The sequence below is a fragment of the Polaromonas sp. P1_F1 genome (assembly GCF_056405795.1).
On the sequence record NZ_JBFUBJ010000001.1, the window covers coordinates 455,601 to 470,475 of the forward strand.

10 protein-coding genes are annotated in these 14,875 nt (G+C 57.4%); 1 reads left to right on the forward strand and 9 read right to left on the reverse strand.

The window, feature by feature from the left end; all coding sequences use genetic code 11:
- Nucleotides 1–58: 58 nt before the first annotated feature.
- Genes AC1DZE_RS02255 through AC1DZE_RS02265 form a run of 3 tightly spaced genes read right to left on the reverse strand, consistent with a single transcriptional unit; the run spans nucleotide 59 to nucleotide 9,224 of the window.
- Nucleotides 59–556, reverse strand: coding sequence for a hypothetical protein (locus AC1DZE_RS02255; RefSeq protein WP_477668263.1), 498 nt, complete (start codon nucleotides 554–556; stop codon nucleotides 59–61).
- Nucleotides 553–8,049 (reverse strand): tandem-95 repeat protein, encoded by a 7,497-nt coding sequence (locus tag AC1DZE_RS02260; RefSeq protein ID WP_477699741.1) that lies wholly within the window; start codon nucleotides 8,047–8,049, stop codon nucleotides 553–555. Before AC1DZE_RS02260 ends, AC1DZE_RS02255 begins: the two co-directional genes overlap by 4 nt.
- A gap of 11 nt (nucleotides 8,050–8,060) precedes the next feature.
- A complete protein-coding gene (locus AC1DZE_RS02265) occupies nucleotides 8,061–9,224 on the reverse strand; it encodes a hypothetical protein (protein WP_477668265.1) in 1,164 nt (387 codons plus the stop codon).
- 339 nt (nucleotides 9,225–9,563) lie between these two features.
- Here AC1DZE_RS02265 and AC1DZE_RS02270 point away from each other — a divergent pair, with 339 nt between their 5' ends.
- Nucleotides 9,564–9,869, forward strand: a complete 306-nt coding sequence (locus tag AC1DZE_RS02270; RefSeq protein WP_477668266.1) for an I78 family peptidase inhibitor — start codon at nucleotides 9,564–9,566, stop codon at nucleotides 9,867–9,869.
- 21 nt (nucleotides 9,870–9,890) lie between these two features.
- Here the strand turns inward: AC1DZE_RS02270 and AC1DZE_RS02275 are convergent, their stop codons facing one another.
- The 6 genes from AC1DZE_RS02275 to AC1DZE_RS02300 all read right to left on the reverse strand — a co-directional run bounded on the left by AC1DZE_RS02275 (nucleotide 9,891) and on the right by AC1DZE_RS02300 (nucleotide 14,805).
- The gene (locus tag AC1DZE_RS02275; RefSeq protein ID WP_477668267.1) at nucleotides 9,891–10,118 is read right to left on the reverse strand and encodes a hypothetical protein; all 228 of its coding nucleotides are present in this window, start codon (nucleotides 10,116–10,118) and stop codon (nucleotides 9,891–9,893) included.
- A gap of 61 nt (nucleotides 10,119–10,179) precedes the next feature.
- Nucleotides 10,180–11,370 carry a radical SAM family heme chaperone HemW gene (hemW, locus tag AC1DZE_RS02280; protein ID WP_477668268.1) on the reverse strand — a complete coding sequence of 397 codons (1,191 nt, stop codon included), beginning with the start codon at nucleotides 11,368–11,370 and terminating at the stop codon, nucleotides 10,180–10,182.
- A 14-nt stretch (nucleotides 11,371–11,384) separates the two neighbouring features.
- Entirely contained in the window at nucleotides 11,385–11,993 is a 609-nt protein-coding gene (gene rdgB, locus AC1DZE_RS02285) for an RdgB/HAM1 family non-canonical purine NTP pyrophosphatase (protein WP_477668269.1), read from the reverse strand.
- 46 nt (nucleotides 11,994–12,039) lie between these two features.
- Nucleotides 12,040–12,768, reverse strand: coding sequence for a ribonuclease PH (rph, locus tag AC1DZE_RS02290; protein ID WP_477668270.1), 729 nt, complete (start codon nucleotides 12,766–12,768; stop codon nucleotides 12,040–12,042).
- 130 nt (nucleotides 12,769–12,898) lie between these two features.
- A complete protein-coding gene (locus tag AC1DZE_RS02295) occupies nucleotides 12,899–13,801 on the reverse strand; it encodes a PP2C family protein-serine/threonine phosphatase (RefSeq protein ID WP_457282179.1) in 903 nt (300 codons plus the stop codon).
- A complete protein-coding gene (locus AC1DZE_RS02300) occupies nucleotides 13,798–14,805 on the reverse strand; it encodes a serine/threonine protein kinase (RefSeq protein ID WP_457282180.1) in 1,008 nt (335 codons plus the stop codon). Before AC1DZE_RS02300 ends, AC1DZE_RS02295 begins: the two co-directional genes overlap by 4 nt.
- Nucleotides 14,806–14,875: the final 70 nt, after the last annotated feature.

The window sequence follows — 14,875 nt, forward strand, 5'->3', positions numbered from 1 at the left end:
CGATCGAGGCAAAGCTATAGAAAGAAAATTTCAAAGACGCTACTTGGGCCTAGCGGATTTAGAGGACTGCAGGCGTCCCCGTTTCGCTGGATTTCGCAGGCAGCCATGCTGAGTAGTTACCGCCGCTGAGCTCTAACCCAAGTTTGGACAAAAAGCGACCAGTTCTCTGCATTGCTACACCGCTGGCTATGCCAACATACATTTCCGCAGCAGTCCGGGCATGTGCCCAGGCGCGGAAGGCCATCACCATCTTGATGGCAGCCAAGCCCCCTCTATGCTGAGGGTGCACCAACAAAAAAATTGACGAAGCGATTCGCTCGTGGGAAAAAAAATACTCGTCGATGCTGCCAATCATCAAGCCGTGCATCCCGCCAGAGCTATGACGCGCACCCACAAAGAACGTGGTGGACAACGGTTTCTCAACCATGTGGGCAAATCTCTGCGCCACACGCTCATCTTCGTAACACAAGCGCGAAAACCGGCTTTCCACATGGCAAAGCCGCCCAAGCTCCACCAATTGCGGAATGTCGCCCAATGTAGGTGGTGCGATTTTCACGCGGCAGATCCATGCAATTGAACAACCGGCGATTGCGCAGCCTGCTCCCACTGCACCTGAGCAGCCAGCAGGGCGTCATGCGAATCTTGACCGTCAATCGCTTCAATGCTGATCAACGGTGTTGTGTCTTGGGCTCCAGTAACAGTGTTTATCATTTGCACCATCAGCAAGGCCATATGCTCTGGCGTGAGCGGCACAGCCACTACAGAGGTCGCAACAGGTTCGACCAGCGCAACCGAAATAGCATCACCATTGGGCTGTGCGATAGCGGCCGCCGTCGAAGCGCGACCAGCCTCAGAAGCATTCATAGCCGCTAACGTACCTGGCAAGCGAGCGGTTTCATCAACCGCAAACGCCACATCACCCACAGCACCCGTGCGACCATCCGACCACGTAAAGCGAGATTGCCCCAGCTCAGTGACACCGTCCAACTGCCGGATTTGATGGTCGCTTGTGAGACCAATTTGAGTGATGCCGATTTCGTCCAAGGTATGAAACTCGCCCAGAGAGCTCACGCCATTGCCATCAGCATCTTGCCAAACCCCGAATTCCCGCCAACGTGCATCCAACCGGCTCAGCAAGGCGTCGCCATTGCTGTCAAAAGTGGCAAGGCCTTCCAGGTCAGTACGCGAACCGGCGAGGTAGCTTGTAAAAGATATTTCATCAAAACGATCAATCACCCGGTCGGCGCCTATGTCACGCACCAACAAACCGTCGTCGGTCGACACCCACGCCAAGTGCTCTCGCCAGCCGTCGCTATTAACATCGAAATAGGCTTTGGAATCGTCCAGGCCCACGTATTGCAAGCCATTACCATTCAGGTCCAGCGTGACAGGCTTTTTACCGCCGCCTCCACCACTTGCGTTAGAACCCATATGCACGGTATTGATGGCAACGGTGGTACCGGCACCGCCGCTGTCAGTCACATTGATGCTGAAGGGATCAGCACCGCTGTAGCCATCGCCTCGCTGGCTGTAATACTGCCACGCGCCCGTCTCACTGACCCAATAGGAGCCAGCCTGGGTGTGATCGATCGAGTCCGGCGCGTTTGCCGCTGTGTACAGGTTGGCCCAGGCATGGCCATGCTGTGCCGATGCACTCAGTCCAAAACTAAGTTGATCTGAATTTCCGTCCGGGTCAAAAGCCACCACACCGCCGTTTTGACGATACGGATCATCGTCCAGATAGCCCGATTCGCCACTCGTAAACGTTGCATCCTGATTATCAAAACCGACTGGGCGCAGGTGACCGTTGAGGTAGGTGCTACCGCCAGATCCAATAAGCAGGCCACTGCCCAACAGTGAGCGTGCCTGACTTTCTGAGTAAACCAGCACCGTCGCCTGACCGATTACCACGGTGGCGCCGCTTTCATCCACGCCGTAAACGTTTTGCACCGTGGCTCCGTAAATTGGTCGGCCATACCATATGTCTTCGATGACGGGTGCATCGTTAACCGATTGCACATTCAGATAAGCAGTTGCCCAAGTCTGACCACCTTCTCCATCATTGCTTCTGTACTCAAAAGTGGCTGTGCCAAAAAAGTTGGAACTGGACTGAAACCGCACACTGCCGTCTGCCTGCAAAGTGACTGTGCCATGGCTGGCGTTACGCACGGCATCCACCGTCAAGTTGGCCAAGCCACTCGCATCCGGATCTGAGTCGTTGGCCACGAGTTGGCCGCGCTGGATAACAAACACAACATCTTCAAATCCGATAAAACTGTCGTCTACCGCCAAAGGATTCACATTGATTGCCGAAAAGTCAATCTCCGTTGTACCCACGCTTTGCCCGCCGTCCGCATCCTGCACTACGTACTGAAACTGCCCCCGCCCCGCATAACCCGGCGTCGGCGCAAAGGTCACCGACCCATTTGCATTGAGAACCGCACTGCCATGGATCATCCCTTGTACTGCCACGATACTCAAGCCGGTCGGAGTCTCCCGATCCGTGTCGTTGGCCAGCAGCGCTGCCTGGCTCAGGGTGTAGGTCGCGTCGCGCTTGCCCATCAGCAATTCGTTGTTGACCACGGGGACATCGTTGACCGATGCCAGATTCACCATCGCTGTGCCTTGTACCTGCCCACCGTTGCCGTCATCGACTACGTACACAAAACTGGCCGGGCCAAAATAGTCCTGTTCTGGCGTGAACTGAATCGTTCCATCGGCCAGCAAGGCCACCGCGCCATGCTGCGCACCACTTACCGCGCTGATGTTCAGCACCTGCCCGTTGGTGGCCATGTCCACGTCAGTGTCATTGGCTAGCAACAAGGCAGGGTTGATATTGAGAACCACGTCTTCGTCACTTGCAATGCTCTCACCCGCGACCACGGGCAGATCATTGACGGGCAACACCGTCAGACACATGGTCGCCTGGGATTCAAGGCCCTGACCTGCAGCGATCAGAGCATCGCTGCGGTCACCCACCCAGTAGCTGAACTGGGCCGGGCCGTTGTAATTGAGATCGGGAACGAAGCGCACCATGCCATCGGCTTGAAGAAAGGCCTGGCCATGCTCAGCCAAACCGACACGCGTGACGTGCAACACATCACCATCCCGAGCTGTGTCCACATCAAAGTCATTAGCCAGCAGGTCTGCAACGTTGAACATCAGTGTGTTGTCTTCGTTACCGACGGCGGTGTCATCCCGCGCAGTAGGGGCATCATTGACACTGACGATCTCCAGCGTAGCGTTGGCCACCGTGCTCAAGCCGTACTGGTCTGTCACCGTGTAGGAAAAGCTAGCCCTTCCGTAGTAGTTGGTCTCCGGAATAAAGACCACTTCGATGCCGCCAGTCTCGTTGATACGCAACGCAACCTGACCATGACTTGGGTTACCCACAGCGCTAATGCTGAGCATGGGCCTGTTCAAGAAACTTGCCGCGTTCAAAGTGCTGTCGTTGGCAAGCAAGGTTTCGGCAGTGAGGCGCAGTCCGATGTCTTCGGTGCCGGCGATTAGCTCACCTTTGACTTCGGGATAGGCCAGTAGCACATCGGCACCCATCACAGTGGCGATCAATCCCGCAGTATGTGCAGCTGAGGATGTCCAGTTCGATTCAGCAGAACTCGCTATTGAATTGATAGCTGCTTGCGCCTGTATTTCTTGGGCTAGAGCCTGATTTAACGCATAAATATCGCCCGTCAACTGCCCTTCCTCGCTATTTTTGAGGTGCACGTCTGAAATGACGCGACCGAGCTGCAATGACGACAAATCGACGTGCGCCGGGTCTGCCGGAACAGTCGGACCTGAGCCCGACGGCGTGTTGCCTGACACAGAGGCGGACGGCACATTCGGGTCCAAGCCAGTCAATGCCGCTTCGATGGCCGCGCCAGCCAAACTGCTGTCTATTGGCAACGACTCCGCAGAAACCACCGTTGGCCATTGCACCGCACTTGCACCCAGTGCCAAGGCGACCAAAGGCGTGATACCGGTCGCCGTACTAAACATGCTGCCGTCTGCACTGCGAATCATCGCTGCCGTGGCTTCCCGCTGGGCTTGCAACGTAGTGACCGCTCCAAAAGGTACGAATCCAAGCGGGTTACCTGTTCGGTTGGCCAGTGTACGAGCCGTCGTGGTAGACAAACGGCTGTCCTGGGCGTCAACCAGCACCGTTTGGCGGTCATTCGTGCCATCAGTATCTATATCCCCGCCATGCGTGTGCGCCGCATCGCCATCAAAGGTTCGGGTGTTGACCGCATGCAATGTGGCAATAGCCGGGGCATTCGCCTGTTCGTCCAGCTGCAATACGCCACCCGTGACGGACTGGTATGCCACGCCCAAAATGTCGCCGGTCAAGGTCTGCGCTGTAAGAGCGACGCGGCTACCATCAACCTTGATGATCCGGGGTGAACTGCCGCTGAAGTCGATAGCAGCGATACCTGCTTGCGTCAAAGTCTGTGTTTCGCCCTCGCTGCTTGCGTCGGCGTTAACGTCTATCCATAAGCGCAATGCAGCGAATGCCGGATCTCTCACATCAAGAAACTTGTCGCTATTCGTATCCAGCCAGTTCAAGCTGCTCAGGGCCGAGCCGCTCAGATTCAGGAGCTCACCCGCACCAATGACACCATCTCCGTTGACATCTATCGCCAACGCGCTTTGGTTGGTGGCCAACCACTGGCTGCGCTCCAGATAGCCGTCGCCATCGATATCTATCAGGGCGTTTTGAAGGGCGGGCTCAACCGGCAGCGCGAGTGTGAGAGCTTGCAGTGTCTGGTGGACGCCGTCGGCCAGCTCTTGTGGCAAGCCTGCCTGCGCAGCAGGCAAGTGGATGCCCTGACTTTGCTGGTAATGTGCCAGCACGGTCTGGACCTGCCACGTCGGAGCAATCGCGCCCTGAGCATGCTGCATGAAGTCCCCGGCCAGGGTTTCGCTCGTACCATCGCCCCGGCTACCTTCGCCATCGTAGTAACGAATCTGAGATTGGCCATTCTCATCGGTCCACTTCAGGTACACAAATCCCTTGGCACCGTTGGCCAGATTGAAGCCATCGGGGTCGTACTGATAGCCTATAGCGGGCAGCAGATTGGGAATTAGAGCGCAGCTGTTGCCTGCCTGGTCACGGGTGTTGGCCAATTGAGCTTGCAGGCCATCGACCAGGTTTTGCATCCAGCTTGTGGCAGTAGCGCCGCCGCCTTCCGTGTCCTGATCAGTGACGACGAGGATATTGCCTGCTCCGTCCCATTCGGCATGGGCCAGGCCTTCGCGCATGGGGATATCGGGTTCGTCGGCAAACAGGCCGCCCAAGAGGGTGAGGACAACAGCAGCCACCGCGCCCCAAGGCCCTATCATGCCCAAGCTGCTCATGAGGCTCAGTCCGCTGGAAGCGATACTGACTCGATCGCCCGAATCCAGCGCAAGCACAAAGCCCAGAGCAGGCAGGAAGTTACCGCCCAAATTTTGGCTAATCAACCCGCTGTTGGCTATGCCTGCGGTGGACGTCAGGCTCTCTACAAGGCTGAGCCCGCTGTACAAGGCACCACCGGCATTGCCTTGGTCCAAGGCACTGAGCAAACCCAGCACGCCAGCAGCCGTTCCCAAGTCGCCGGGCAAGGCACCGCCGCCGCTCATCTTGTCTAGTGCGTTGTAAATGCTGCTTACCGCGGCAAGCCGCTGCAAGTCGCCCATGTCGTCCCAATGCTGCAAGCCGATGATGCTGTTCATCAGGCCGATGGCGCTGGCTGCCTGGCTAACTTCGGCCTGCTCTTGTGCGTCTTGGTATTGCTGGGCGCTTACGATGGCATTTGGGTCACCGGATGCCGCCCGGGGGTTGAGGTAAACGCTCTCCCCTCCAATGTCTTTAACCTGTACCCAACCGTTCGACAATCGGGTGACTTCGCCCACCATGTCACCATCGGCGTTGACGAGGAAGCTGCTAGTGTCGTTGAAGGGCAGCACGTCCAGCCCGGCTAACTGACCCTCGCCGTATGCTCCGCCACTGTGACCGCCGGCAAAGTGGCTGGCTAAGTGGGAGGCCGGAATATCGACGACGTTGAGTGGTTCGTCTACACCGTGACCACCATCAGTAACCACAGCGTTGTCGGTGTGAGTCCCAGCATCAGCGTACACCGAACCGGGCTCTGCTGTAGCGGCCTGATTCAGGCCGGTTTCAATGGCTCTAAGCTCGTCGACGCTCAAAGCACGAAAACTGGTGATTTCCGCTGCGCTGGCACCTGGGTGCAAATTGAATAGACGCTGCGCTTCCTGATCAAAGCTTTGCTGGAGACGCTCCTCTGTATTCAAGCCGTTTGGGTCAGGCCATTGGGTCTGTCCTTCTGGACCGATGCTACGCGTGTAGGTAGTGCCACCCACCGTATAACGGTCACCCACACGATTTCCCGCTAGATCCCACTGCCCTTGGAATTGCAAAGTGTTGCCGACCCAGTGACTAAATGTGGTCGCAACTTCACCATCGGCAGGGTTGAGGACGCTTTCCATCACCGTGGTTTCACCCCGTTCGGTGTGGCTCACACTGAAATAGCCGAGTTTGCCTTTAGGATCAAAAACCTCGCTAACAATGTCACCTTTTTTGATGCTGCCGTTGGCGCTGTCCGCTTTCGCAATGAAGCCAAGTGTGATTGAACCATCTTCGTGATGTATGACGTCACGATTTAGGACCAGGGCTAACGCATTGGCCGCAACTGGCGAAGATGTCGAGGTGGCTGGTGCTGCAATCGTTGAGGCGTTGATTGAATCCGTGATCCAGACATTGCTTTCTGGGCCAACAGGCAAACCAGTCATCAAGTCATAAACCGTACGGTCTTCCCAATCGCCCCCGGCTTGCTGCGCCAACGGATGCACTCCACTCGTGGGGGAACTGTCTCGCCCCGCCGTGTCGCCGGGCAACGACGACTGTGCGAATCGATCCAAGCGAAACATGATATTGATGTCGGCATTCGCGTTAGTGGAATCGCCGCTAAAGAACTTTAGGACGGCACCCGCCCCCTCTTTCCATCCAGCCGCTATCAGTCCGGCCTCCGTGACAATGTGTCCTTCTACAGTTTGCCCAATCATTTCCCACGAACCGTTGGCCTTTAGCTCGCTTTTGAGCTTGCCCATGTATTCGACTCGCGCGGCCTCCTGCGCTGTTGGGTTGTCACGAAAACTCTCTGGGTTGCTCACCCCGTTGGAGCGGGCCTTGTCGGTCCAATTGCCATCAGTGTCCATCCAGCCGATAGCCTTGAGACTAGTGGCGCGAAATCCGTAGCGGCCAATAGCGCCTATGCCTTGGCCGTCCTGCGCCCAACCGCCATAGCCGTTGTTAGGTTGACCGCTGGATTCGAGCGCAGCTAGGGTAGTGGCAAATGCCGTATTCGCATTGGGCAGATCGATAGGGAGTGGTGGCGTAATACCACTGCTGGCCGCTGCGACGTCAACACGGGCACTGAGATCGGCGGCGCCTTTTACTATTGGAAAACCACCGTTCCCGGGTAAAGTGATGAAGCCAGCGTTGCCGGCTTCGGGAATATTGAATACTGGCGCATTGGGATTTGCACCGTTGAGGTGCTGATCGAGGGTTCGGTCGTATAGCTCGGGTTTAACTTCAGCGAAACCTTTAAAGGTAGTGGAACCACCCCAGTGGATGCCTGGGTTGATCTTTTCATCGGTGGTGAACGGCTCAGTTGGCTTCAGCTTTCCTATGTTGTTGCCGCCAGCCATCGACAGAAATTCTCCGGTCTTCGTCACAGGGTCATATGACTGAACAATGCCAACGTGTCCACTAAAGTAGACTAAGGTTCCGGGCTTGACGGTAGCGGTCTCGGGATTGACGACGCTTGCCCAACTACCATCGAAAGTTGCTGGATTAGTCATCACCGCGGAGGTCGCGTAAGGAACGTTGTACCCGGATTCGCGTAAGACGTGATAGACCAGACCGGAGCAATCAAAACCTATTGCCGTGCCGGTGCTGTTGCGCACATTACCACGGGTACTTCCTGTGCTGTCGCTACGAAAGGTATTGCCGGTGTTATAGCGATTCGCGTTGGTAATGATGTCGCTCATCTACTCAAACCTTATTTGATTTTTCGAAGAACTTCTAAGTCCGCGTCAAAGCGACGGGCTATGTCGAGGTCGCGCTGCCCAATTGAACGAATGGCACAGGCGGGATGCTGAAAATCCACTTGCCGAGGTTTCTTCCCAGTGGCACGTTCAATTTCGTTTGTGCAATATCCACGCGCAAGACTTTGATGATTTTCAATTGACTTCACAATTCGCGTAATTGCAGCCCCCAAGTAAACTGCTCGCGGTGGAAACGGATCCTGAATCAACCATCTCGGTTCCACTGCATCCACATACTTACGTTGCTCATGGTCATAGTGGCGATATTGACCGTTGCCGCTTCTGGGAAGAAACAGACTGATGCCATAGCTCCACTGCCGGCGATGTGGATCGATCACCACATATTCGCCCTGTACGGTGCCAAACTGTTTCATCATCTTCAGCAATGCATCACCGTCATCTGCGTTGTCCAGATACGCTTCGCGTTTTCCTGTTTGCGTATTCTTGACCTCGAGACCTAACCATGAACAACGCCTGTCGGCTGGAACTTTGTCAGAATTGAAAAGCCGCAAAGCCAGCACTTCAGCCTCAACAGTTACATACACCTCATAAGGCAAGGCCTTGGGTTGATTAACGGGAGGGGTCGGGTCTTGTGCATATTGCACTTTGGTGACTTTGATGTCTTTGACCAGCATTTCCTGCGTGCACTTGCCGAAGGTCGGCGTCACCTCCCGCGTGGTGGTCTTACCGGCTGGCACTTTTAACTGTTCAATGCCGTAGGGCGGATAGGACTCGAAGAGAGGCCTGTATTCAATGAGATCGCTGCCGCTGGTGTAGCGAAACATGCCCTTGAAATCACGTCCAATTAAGGCCTCAATAATCGCTTTCGGCTCGTTGACTGGGCTATCGTTGGCCTGAGGGGCCGCGCTGACTGCCGCATGAAATGTGATTGCAGCAATAGCGATGCCAAGCCATGCACGATAGCCAGGAGGTGGCGGGTTGGGAACAAGGCTGTTGTCGCGGGCGTCACTTGCGCTAGCGCATTCGGCCTGAGCCAACCGTTCGCGCACGAAAATGCAAGGCCCGTCGGCAAGCAGACGGTCAGAAAAGATCTGAGCGTATCCTTCTGCGCTTTGACATGGCTTTACGCGGCCACTATTTTTGTAGCTCTCCCTCATCTCACCCCCTTGCATTTCTCTTATTTTTTACGCTCACCAGCGTTGGCTCGATTTGATGAGCTCATTTTTTCTTAGGCGTGCAATCCTACGATGCATTTCTTCGCGCACCCCTGTCAGAACTAACAGGTACGTTGTCATCGCACTACATGTACAGCGTCAGAAAGTATGAGATGTCTAACATTAATACAAAAAGGGGTCGAGGCTTGTCAAACAGCGACCGGTCAATGTCAATTGATCCCGCACCTAACTGCGTTTTCTGGTGCGGACTTTCGCTTCACCTCCACATGTAGCAGAGTATCGCGAGGTAAGCTCCAAACACTTCGACGAAAGGACCTTGCCATGCGCACGCATTTTCTCAACGCTCTTGCACTAGCGCTGCCGATAGCCCTCTCCGCGTGCGGAGGCCCCGCGGCATCAACGCCAGCATCTGCGCCGCCAAGCGGTGCTTGCAACGCCGCACCAGCCCAATTCGCCGTGGGCCGCAATGTGAGCGCAGCGCTTCAAGAAGAAGCCCGCACACGCGCCGGCACCAAAACCGTCCGGGTGCTGAAGCCCGGGCAGGTTGTGACGATGGAGTTCAATGCTGATCGGCTAAGCCTGACTGTGGATGATGCCGGGCGCGTGACGCACGTGAGCTGCGGTTAAACAAACCGCTGTGGAGGCCAGTCAGCGCTTGCGGCTTTTGGCTTCTTCTTTTTCCAGCTGCTGAAGCTGGCGCTTGCGCTTGGCCTTGTTGAGGGACTCGGGTTCTGGGGGGCGGTTGCGCAATGCTTCGGCTTCGCGGGCCTGTGATTTTTCTTTGCGCTTTTTGTCGCGGAAGTGCACAAACAGCCGGCCCAGCGCGAAGCTGACGGCGCAACTGATAACCAGAAAAATAACGGCTGGTGTTTCCATAGATTTTGTAGACGGGATGTTGCGTTGACGTTGACGTTGGCGTTGGGCGTTGACGTGGGCGCTAGTCGGCCAGAAACAATGTCTGCAGGTCGTTCAAAAAATCAAAGCCGCGCTCGGTGGGCTTGACGCGTACGAAGTCTCGTTCGATCAGGCCCTTGCGTTCGGCTTCTTCAAGGCCGCGCTGAATGGCGGTGACGGGCAGGCCGGTTTTTTCGGTGAAGTCTTGCAGCTTGAAGCCGTCGCGCAGGCGCAAGGCGTTGAGCATGAATTCGAAAGGCAGGTCGGCGCGGCTGACTTCTGTTTCTTGCGTGACGGCTTCGCCGGTCAGGGCCTTTTCCATATAGAGCTTGGGCTCGCGAAAGCGTACCTGCCGGACGACGCGGTGCGCAAAGCTGAGCTTGCTGTGGGCGCCGGCGCCTATGCCGAGGTAGTCGCCAAACTGCCAGTAGTTGAGGTTGTGAAAGCAGCGGTGGCCGGGCCTGGCGTAGGCCGACACTTCATAGCGCTGCAACCCGGCGGCCTGCGTGATCTCGGTGATTTTGTCGAGCATGGCGTAGGCGGTGTCTTCTTCAGGCACCACGGGCGGGAATTTGGCGAAGTAGGTGTTGGGCTCGATGGTCAGGTGGTAAATCGAGATGTGCGGGGGCTGCAGCGCCAGCGCCTGCCGCATGTCCTGCTCCAGGCTTTCCATGGTCTGGCCTGGCAGCGCGTACATGATGTCGAGGTTGAAGGTGTCGAAGGCTTGTGCGGCTTCTTCTACCGCGGCGATGGCCTGGGCGCGGTCGTGCACGCGGCCGAGGGCTTTGAGGTGTTTGTCGTCAAAGCTCTGCACGCCGACGGACAGGCGTGTGACGCCGGCGCTGCGAAAGGCCTTGAAGCGGTCTTTTTCAAAGGTGCCGGGGTTGGCTTCGAGCGTGATTTCGCAGTCGGCTTCAAGCCTGAGGCGTGCGCGGATGTCGGCAAGCAAGCGGTCTATGGCCTGCGGCGAAAACAGGCTGGGTGTGCCGCCGCCAATAAAAATGCTGTGGACCATGCGGCCCCAGATCAGGGGCAGCGCGGCCTCCAGATCGGCCACTACGGCGTCGATGTAGCGCTGCTCTGGCATTTCGCCCGCGACCTCGTGCGAATTGAAGTCGCAATAAGGGCATTTCTTGAGGCACCAGGGCAGGTGCACGTACAGCGACAGCGGCGGCAACGCGGCCAGCTGCAGCGTGCCGCTGCGCATGTAGTGCTGGATGTCTTGCTGGGCCATAAAAGGAAGAGTGGTTACAGCCAGCGCTCACGCATGAGTTCGATCATTTGCCGTGCGGCCTTGCCGCGGTGGCTGTTGGCGTTTTTTACCTCAACGGGCAACTGTGCAAAGGTTTGGCCGAACTCGGGGATGTACATCACGGGGTCGAAACCGAAGCCGTTGCTGCCGACGGGCGCGGGTGCGATTTCTCCGGCCACGCGGCCTGAGGCAATCAGTGGCTCCGGGTCTTCTGCAGACCGGACCGCCACCAGGGTGCTAACCAGCGCCGCGCGACGCTGGGCGGGCTGCGTCAGGCCGGCCATTTGCTCCAGCAAGGCTTTGACGTTGTTGTCGTCGCCCTTGGCATAGCCAAACTGCGTGGCGTAAAACGCGGTGTCCACGCCGGGCAGGCCGCCAAAGGCATCCACGCACAAACCGGCGTCGTCGGCCAGCGCGGGCAGGCCACTGAGGCGCGACGCCTGGCGGGCTTTGGCAAGTGCGTTTTCCACAAAGGTGCGAAAGGGCTCGTCAGCCTCCGGCAGGCCCAGCTCGGCCTGGCTGACCAGCGTCAGGCCCAGGGGAAGGAGCATGGCCTTGAGCTCGGCGAGTTTGCCCTGGTTGTTCGACGCAAGTACGATTTTCATAAGCAAAAAATGGCTCCAGGCCAATAGGGGTCTGCGCGAGCAGCTATTAATTTGATAGCGACTGTTTCTGCATGCCGACCAGTTCGACGATGCCTTTTTCGGCCAGAACCAGCAGCGCGTCCATTTCCTTGCGCGAGAACGCCGCACCTTCGGCGGTGCCCTGCACTTCCACGTAGTTGCCGGCGCCGGTCATGACGACATTCATGTCGGTGTCGCAGGCGGAGTCTTCGGTGTATTCCAGGTCCAGCAGGGGCGTACCCCGCACGATGCCGACCGAAATTGCCGCGACGTGGTCGATGATGGGGGTTTGCTGGAGCTTGCCGCTGGCCAGCAGGGTATTAACGGCGTCCTGCGCAGCCACAAAAGCGCCGGTGATGCTGGCGGTGCGGGTGCCGCCGTCAGCCTGAATCACGTCGCAATCAAGATGGATGGTGCGCTCGCCGAGTTTCTTCAAGTCAAACACCGCCCGCATCGACCGGCCGATGAGGCGCTGGATTTCCTGGGTGCGGCCGCTTTGCTTGCCGCGGGCGGCTTCGCGGTCTCCGCGGGTGTGCGTGGCGCGGGGCAGCATGCCGTATTCGGCGGTGACCCAGCCTTCGCCGCTGCCCTTTTTGTGGCCGGGCACTTTTTCTTCAACGGAGGCGGTGCAGAGCACCTTGGTGCCGCCGAACTCGATGAGCACCGAGCCTTCGGCGTAGGCCGTGTAGTGGCGGGTGATGCGCACGGGGCGCAGGGCGTCGGCCGCACGCGCGCCGCTTCGTTCAAACTGACTCATGGTGGATGGCTTTCTGGCAAGGCGCCGGATTGAATGGCGGAATTGAGGGGGAACGGAATTGGAATGGAGCGGAAACGGGAGAGGCAAGCGGCGCCGAAGGCGCAGCCACCGAAACGGCTAACCCGGGGTATCAGGCTTTTCTTGCGGCTGAGCGGCGAATGGCTTCGTTGATTTCAGCGATGGAGCGTTCAATGGTCGCTTCGTCAAGGTCGTCCACCACGGTATCCAGCACGCCGGCCTGGATGGTCGAGGCGAAAACGCCGTCCATGATGCTGTCGGTAGACACCCCCCGGGTGGATTCGAAGGCGTCAGGCGTTTCCCACTCCATGGCCAGCACGGTGACGTTGTCGCTGTGTTCGCCGCCGGTACGCAAGGCATTTTCAACCAGGTCGGGGACGGCATCCGAAACCCCTTTGCCGGCCAGCTGGCGGACAATTTCCTCGTCACTCAGGCTGCCCCAGAGACCGTCGGAGCAGAGCAGCAGCTTGTCGCCCTGCTGCAGGGTCACGGGCCCGGCAACGTCAAAAACAGGTTTTGTAGGAGAACCGAGGCAGGTGAACAGGATGTTGCGGTTGATGCGTTCGAGCTTGATGACGCCGGCGCTCTGCTGCTCCAGGTAGGAGTGGTCGCGGGTACGTGTCAGCAGTTCGCCGTCTCGCACCACATACAGGCGTGAATCGCCGCAATGGACCCAAGTGGCTCCGGTGCCCTGCAAAATCGCCGCGACCAGCGTGGTGCGGGGCGTGTCGAGCATGCCTTTTTCGCTGGCGTAGCGAATGATCTGGTGGTGCGCCGCCATCAGCGCGGTGGAAAGAAATTCGGTGGTGTCTTCAATGACAGGGCGCGCTTCTTTCTGGTACAGCGCGGAAATGGTCTGCAGCGCAAGCTGCGCCGCCACTTCGCCTTCAGGATGGCCGCCCATGCCGTCTGCCAGCACAAACAGGCCCGACTCTCGCGTGTAGCAATAGCCCATCCGGTCTTCATTCTTCTCGCGCCCGCCTTTTCGGCTTACCTGAAAGACTGAGAATTTCATTTGAATTTAGTCGCGTAGCCAGTGGCCTTGCGCGCTGTTTTTTTCGTGTCAGACACCATATTGTCAAACTGAAGGCGAACCTTTTCGCTGACGGTGAGTTTGGTGTAACGACGCTCACCTTCCCTGCTCAATTCTTTTTGCAATGCAAATACCGACTGCGGCCGTGACAAGGGGTCAAGGGACATGCACCACTCTACAACTTCAATCAGGTTGTCGGAATACACGCCACGCAAACGGGACAGGGCTAGCGACAAACGGTCTTTTTCAAGGCGCTGCGGCGCGTCATTGGGGGGGTAGCCCTGCATGGTGGCGTAAATGCAGGCACCGATCGCATAGATATCGGTCCAGGGACCCATGGAGGAGTCCCTGCGGTACATCTCGGGGGCAGCAAAGCCCGGGGTGTACATGGGGCGGATGAAGTTGCCTTCCTTGCTCAGCACCTCTCGGGCTGCGCCGAAGTCGATCATGACGGCACGGTTATCGTCGGTAATGAAGATGTTGGCGGGCTTGATGTCCAGGTGGAGCATCTTGTGCTGGTGCACGATGCGCAATCCCCGAAGGATTTCGTCGAAAAGCGAACGGATGGTCGACTCGCGGAAAACCTTCTGCTTTTTCAGCTCACGGGCCGTGATGATGAAATCCTGCAGGGTTCCGCCCTCCAGGTAATTCATGACCATGTAAACGGTCTCGTTTTCACGGAAGAAATTCAGCACACTGACCACGGAGCCGTGTGAAATCTGGGCCAGCGAACGGCCTTCTTCGAAGAAACTTTTGAGTCCCAGACGATACAGCGAGAGCTTTTCAGCCTGGACCTGCGGAAGCAATTCCCCCGGGGCCCGGCCAGCCAGGGACGACGGCAGGTACTCCTTGATGGCGACCTGCTGGCCCTCGTTGTCGACGGCCAAGTAAACTACGCCAAAGCCACCGGCTGAAAGCTTTCGCACAACACGATAGCCACCAATCACGGTGTCGGGCGGCAATGGTGCGGGCTTGACCTTTGACATAATTTGGGATGAGCCAGAATGACTTGGTCAGTCTGGGTCTTGTTCTCTCTCTAGTAAAGCGTATTTTTAA

What these genes read in the sequence shown, in the direction of transcription:
- AC1DZE_RS02260 (WP_477699741.1), bottom strand. Translation starts at nt 8,049, where the DNA reads ATGAGCGACATCATTACCAACGCGAATCGCTATAACACCGGCAATACC.
- AC1DZE_RS02265 (WP_477668265.1), bottom strand. Translation starts at nt 9,224, where the DNA reads ATGAGGGAGAGCTACAAAAATAGTGGCCGCGTAAAGCCATGTCAAAGC.
- AC1DZE_RS02270 (WP_477668266.1), top strand. Translation starts at nt 9,564, where the DNA reads ATGCGCACGCATTTTCTCAACGCTCTTGCACTAGCGCTGCCGATAGCC.
- AC1DZE_RS02275 (WP_477668267.1), bottom strand. Translation starts at nt 10,118, where the DNA reads ATGGAAACACCAGCCGTTATTTTTCTGGTTATCAGTTGCGCCGTCAGC.
- hemW (WP_477668268.1), bottom strand. Translation starts at nt 11,370, where the DNA reads ATGGCCCAGCAAGACATCCAGCACTACATGCGCAGCGGCACGCTGCAG.
- rdgB (WP_477668269.1), bottom strand. Translation starts at nt 11,993, where the DNA reads ATGAAAATCGTACTTGCGTCGAACAACCAGGGCAAACTCGCCGAGCTC.
- rph (WP_477668270.1), bottom strand. Translation starts at nt 12,768, where the DNA reads ATGAGTCAGTTTGAACGAAGCGGCGCGCGTGCGGCCGACGCCCTGCGC.
- AC1DZE_RS02295 (WP_457282179.1), bottom strand. Translation starts at nt 13,801, where the DNA reads ATGAAATTCTCAGTCTTTCAGGTAAGCCGAAAAGGCGGGCGCGAGAAG.
- AC1DZE_RS02300 (WP_457282180.1), bottom strand. Translation starts at nt 14,805, where the DNA reads ATGTCAAAGGTCAAGCCCGCACCATTGCCGCCCGACACCGTGATTGGT.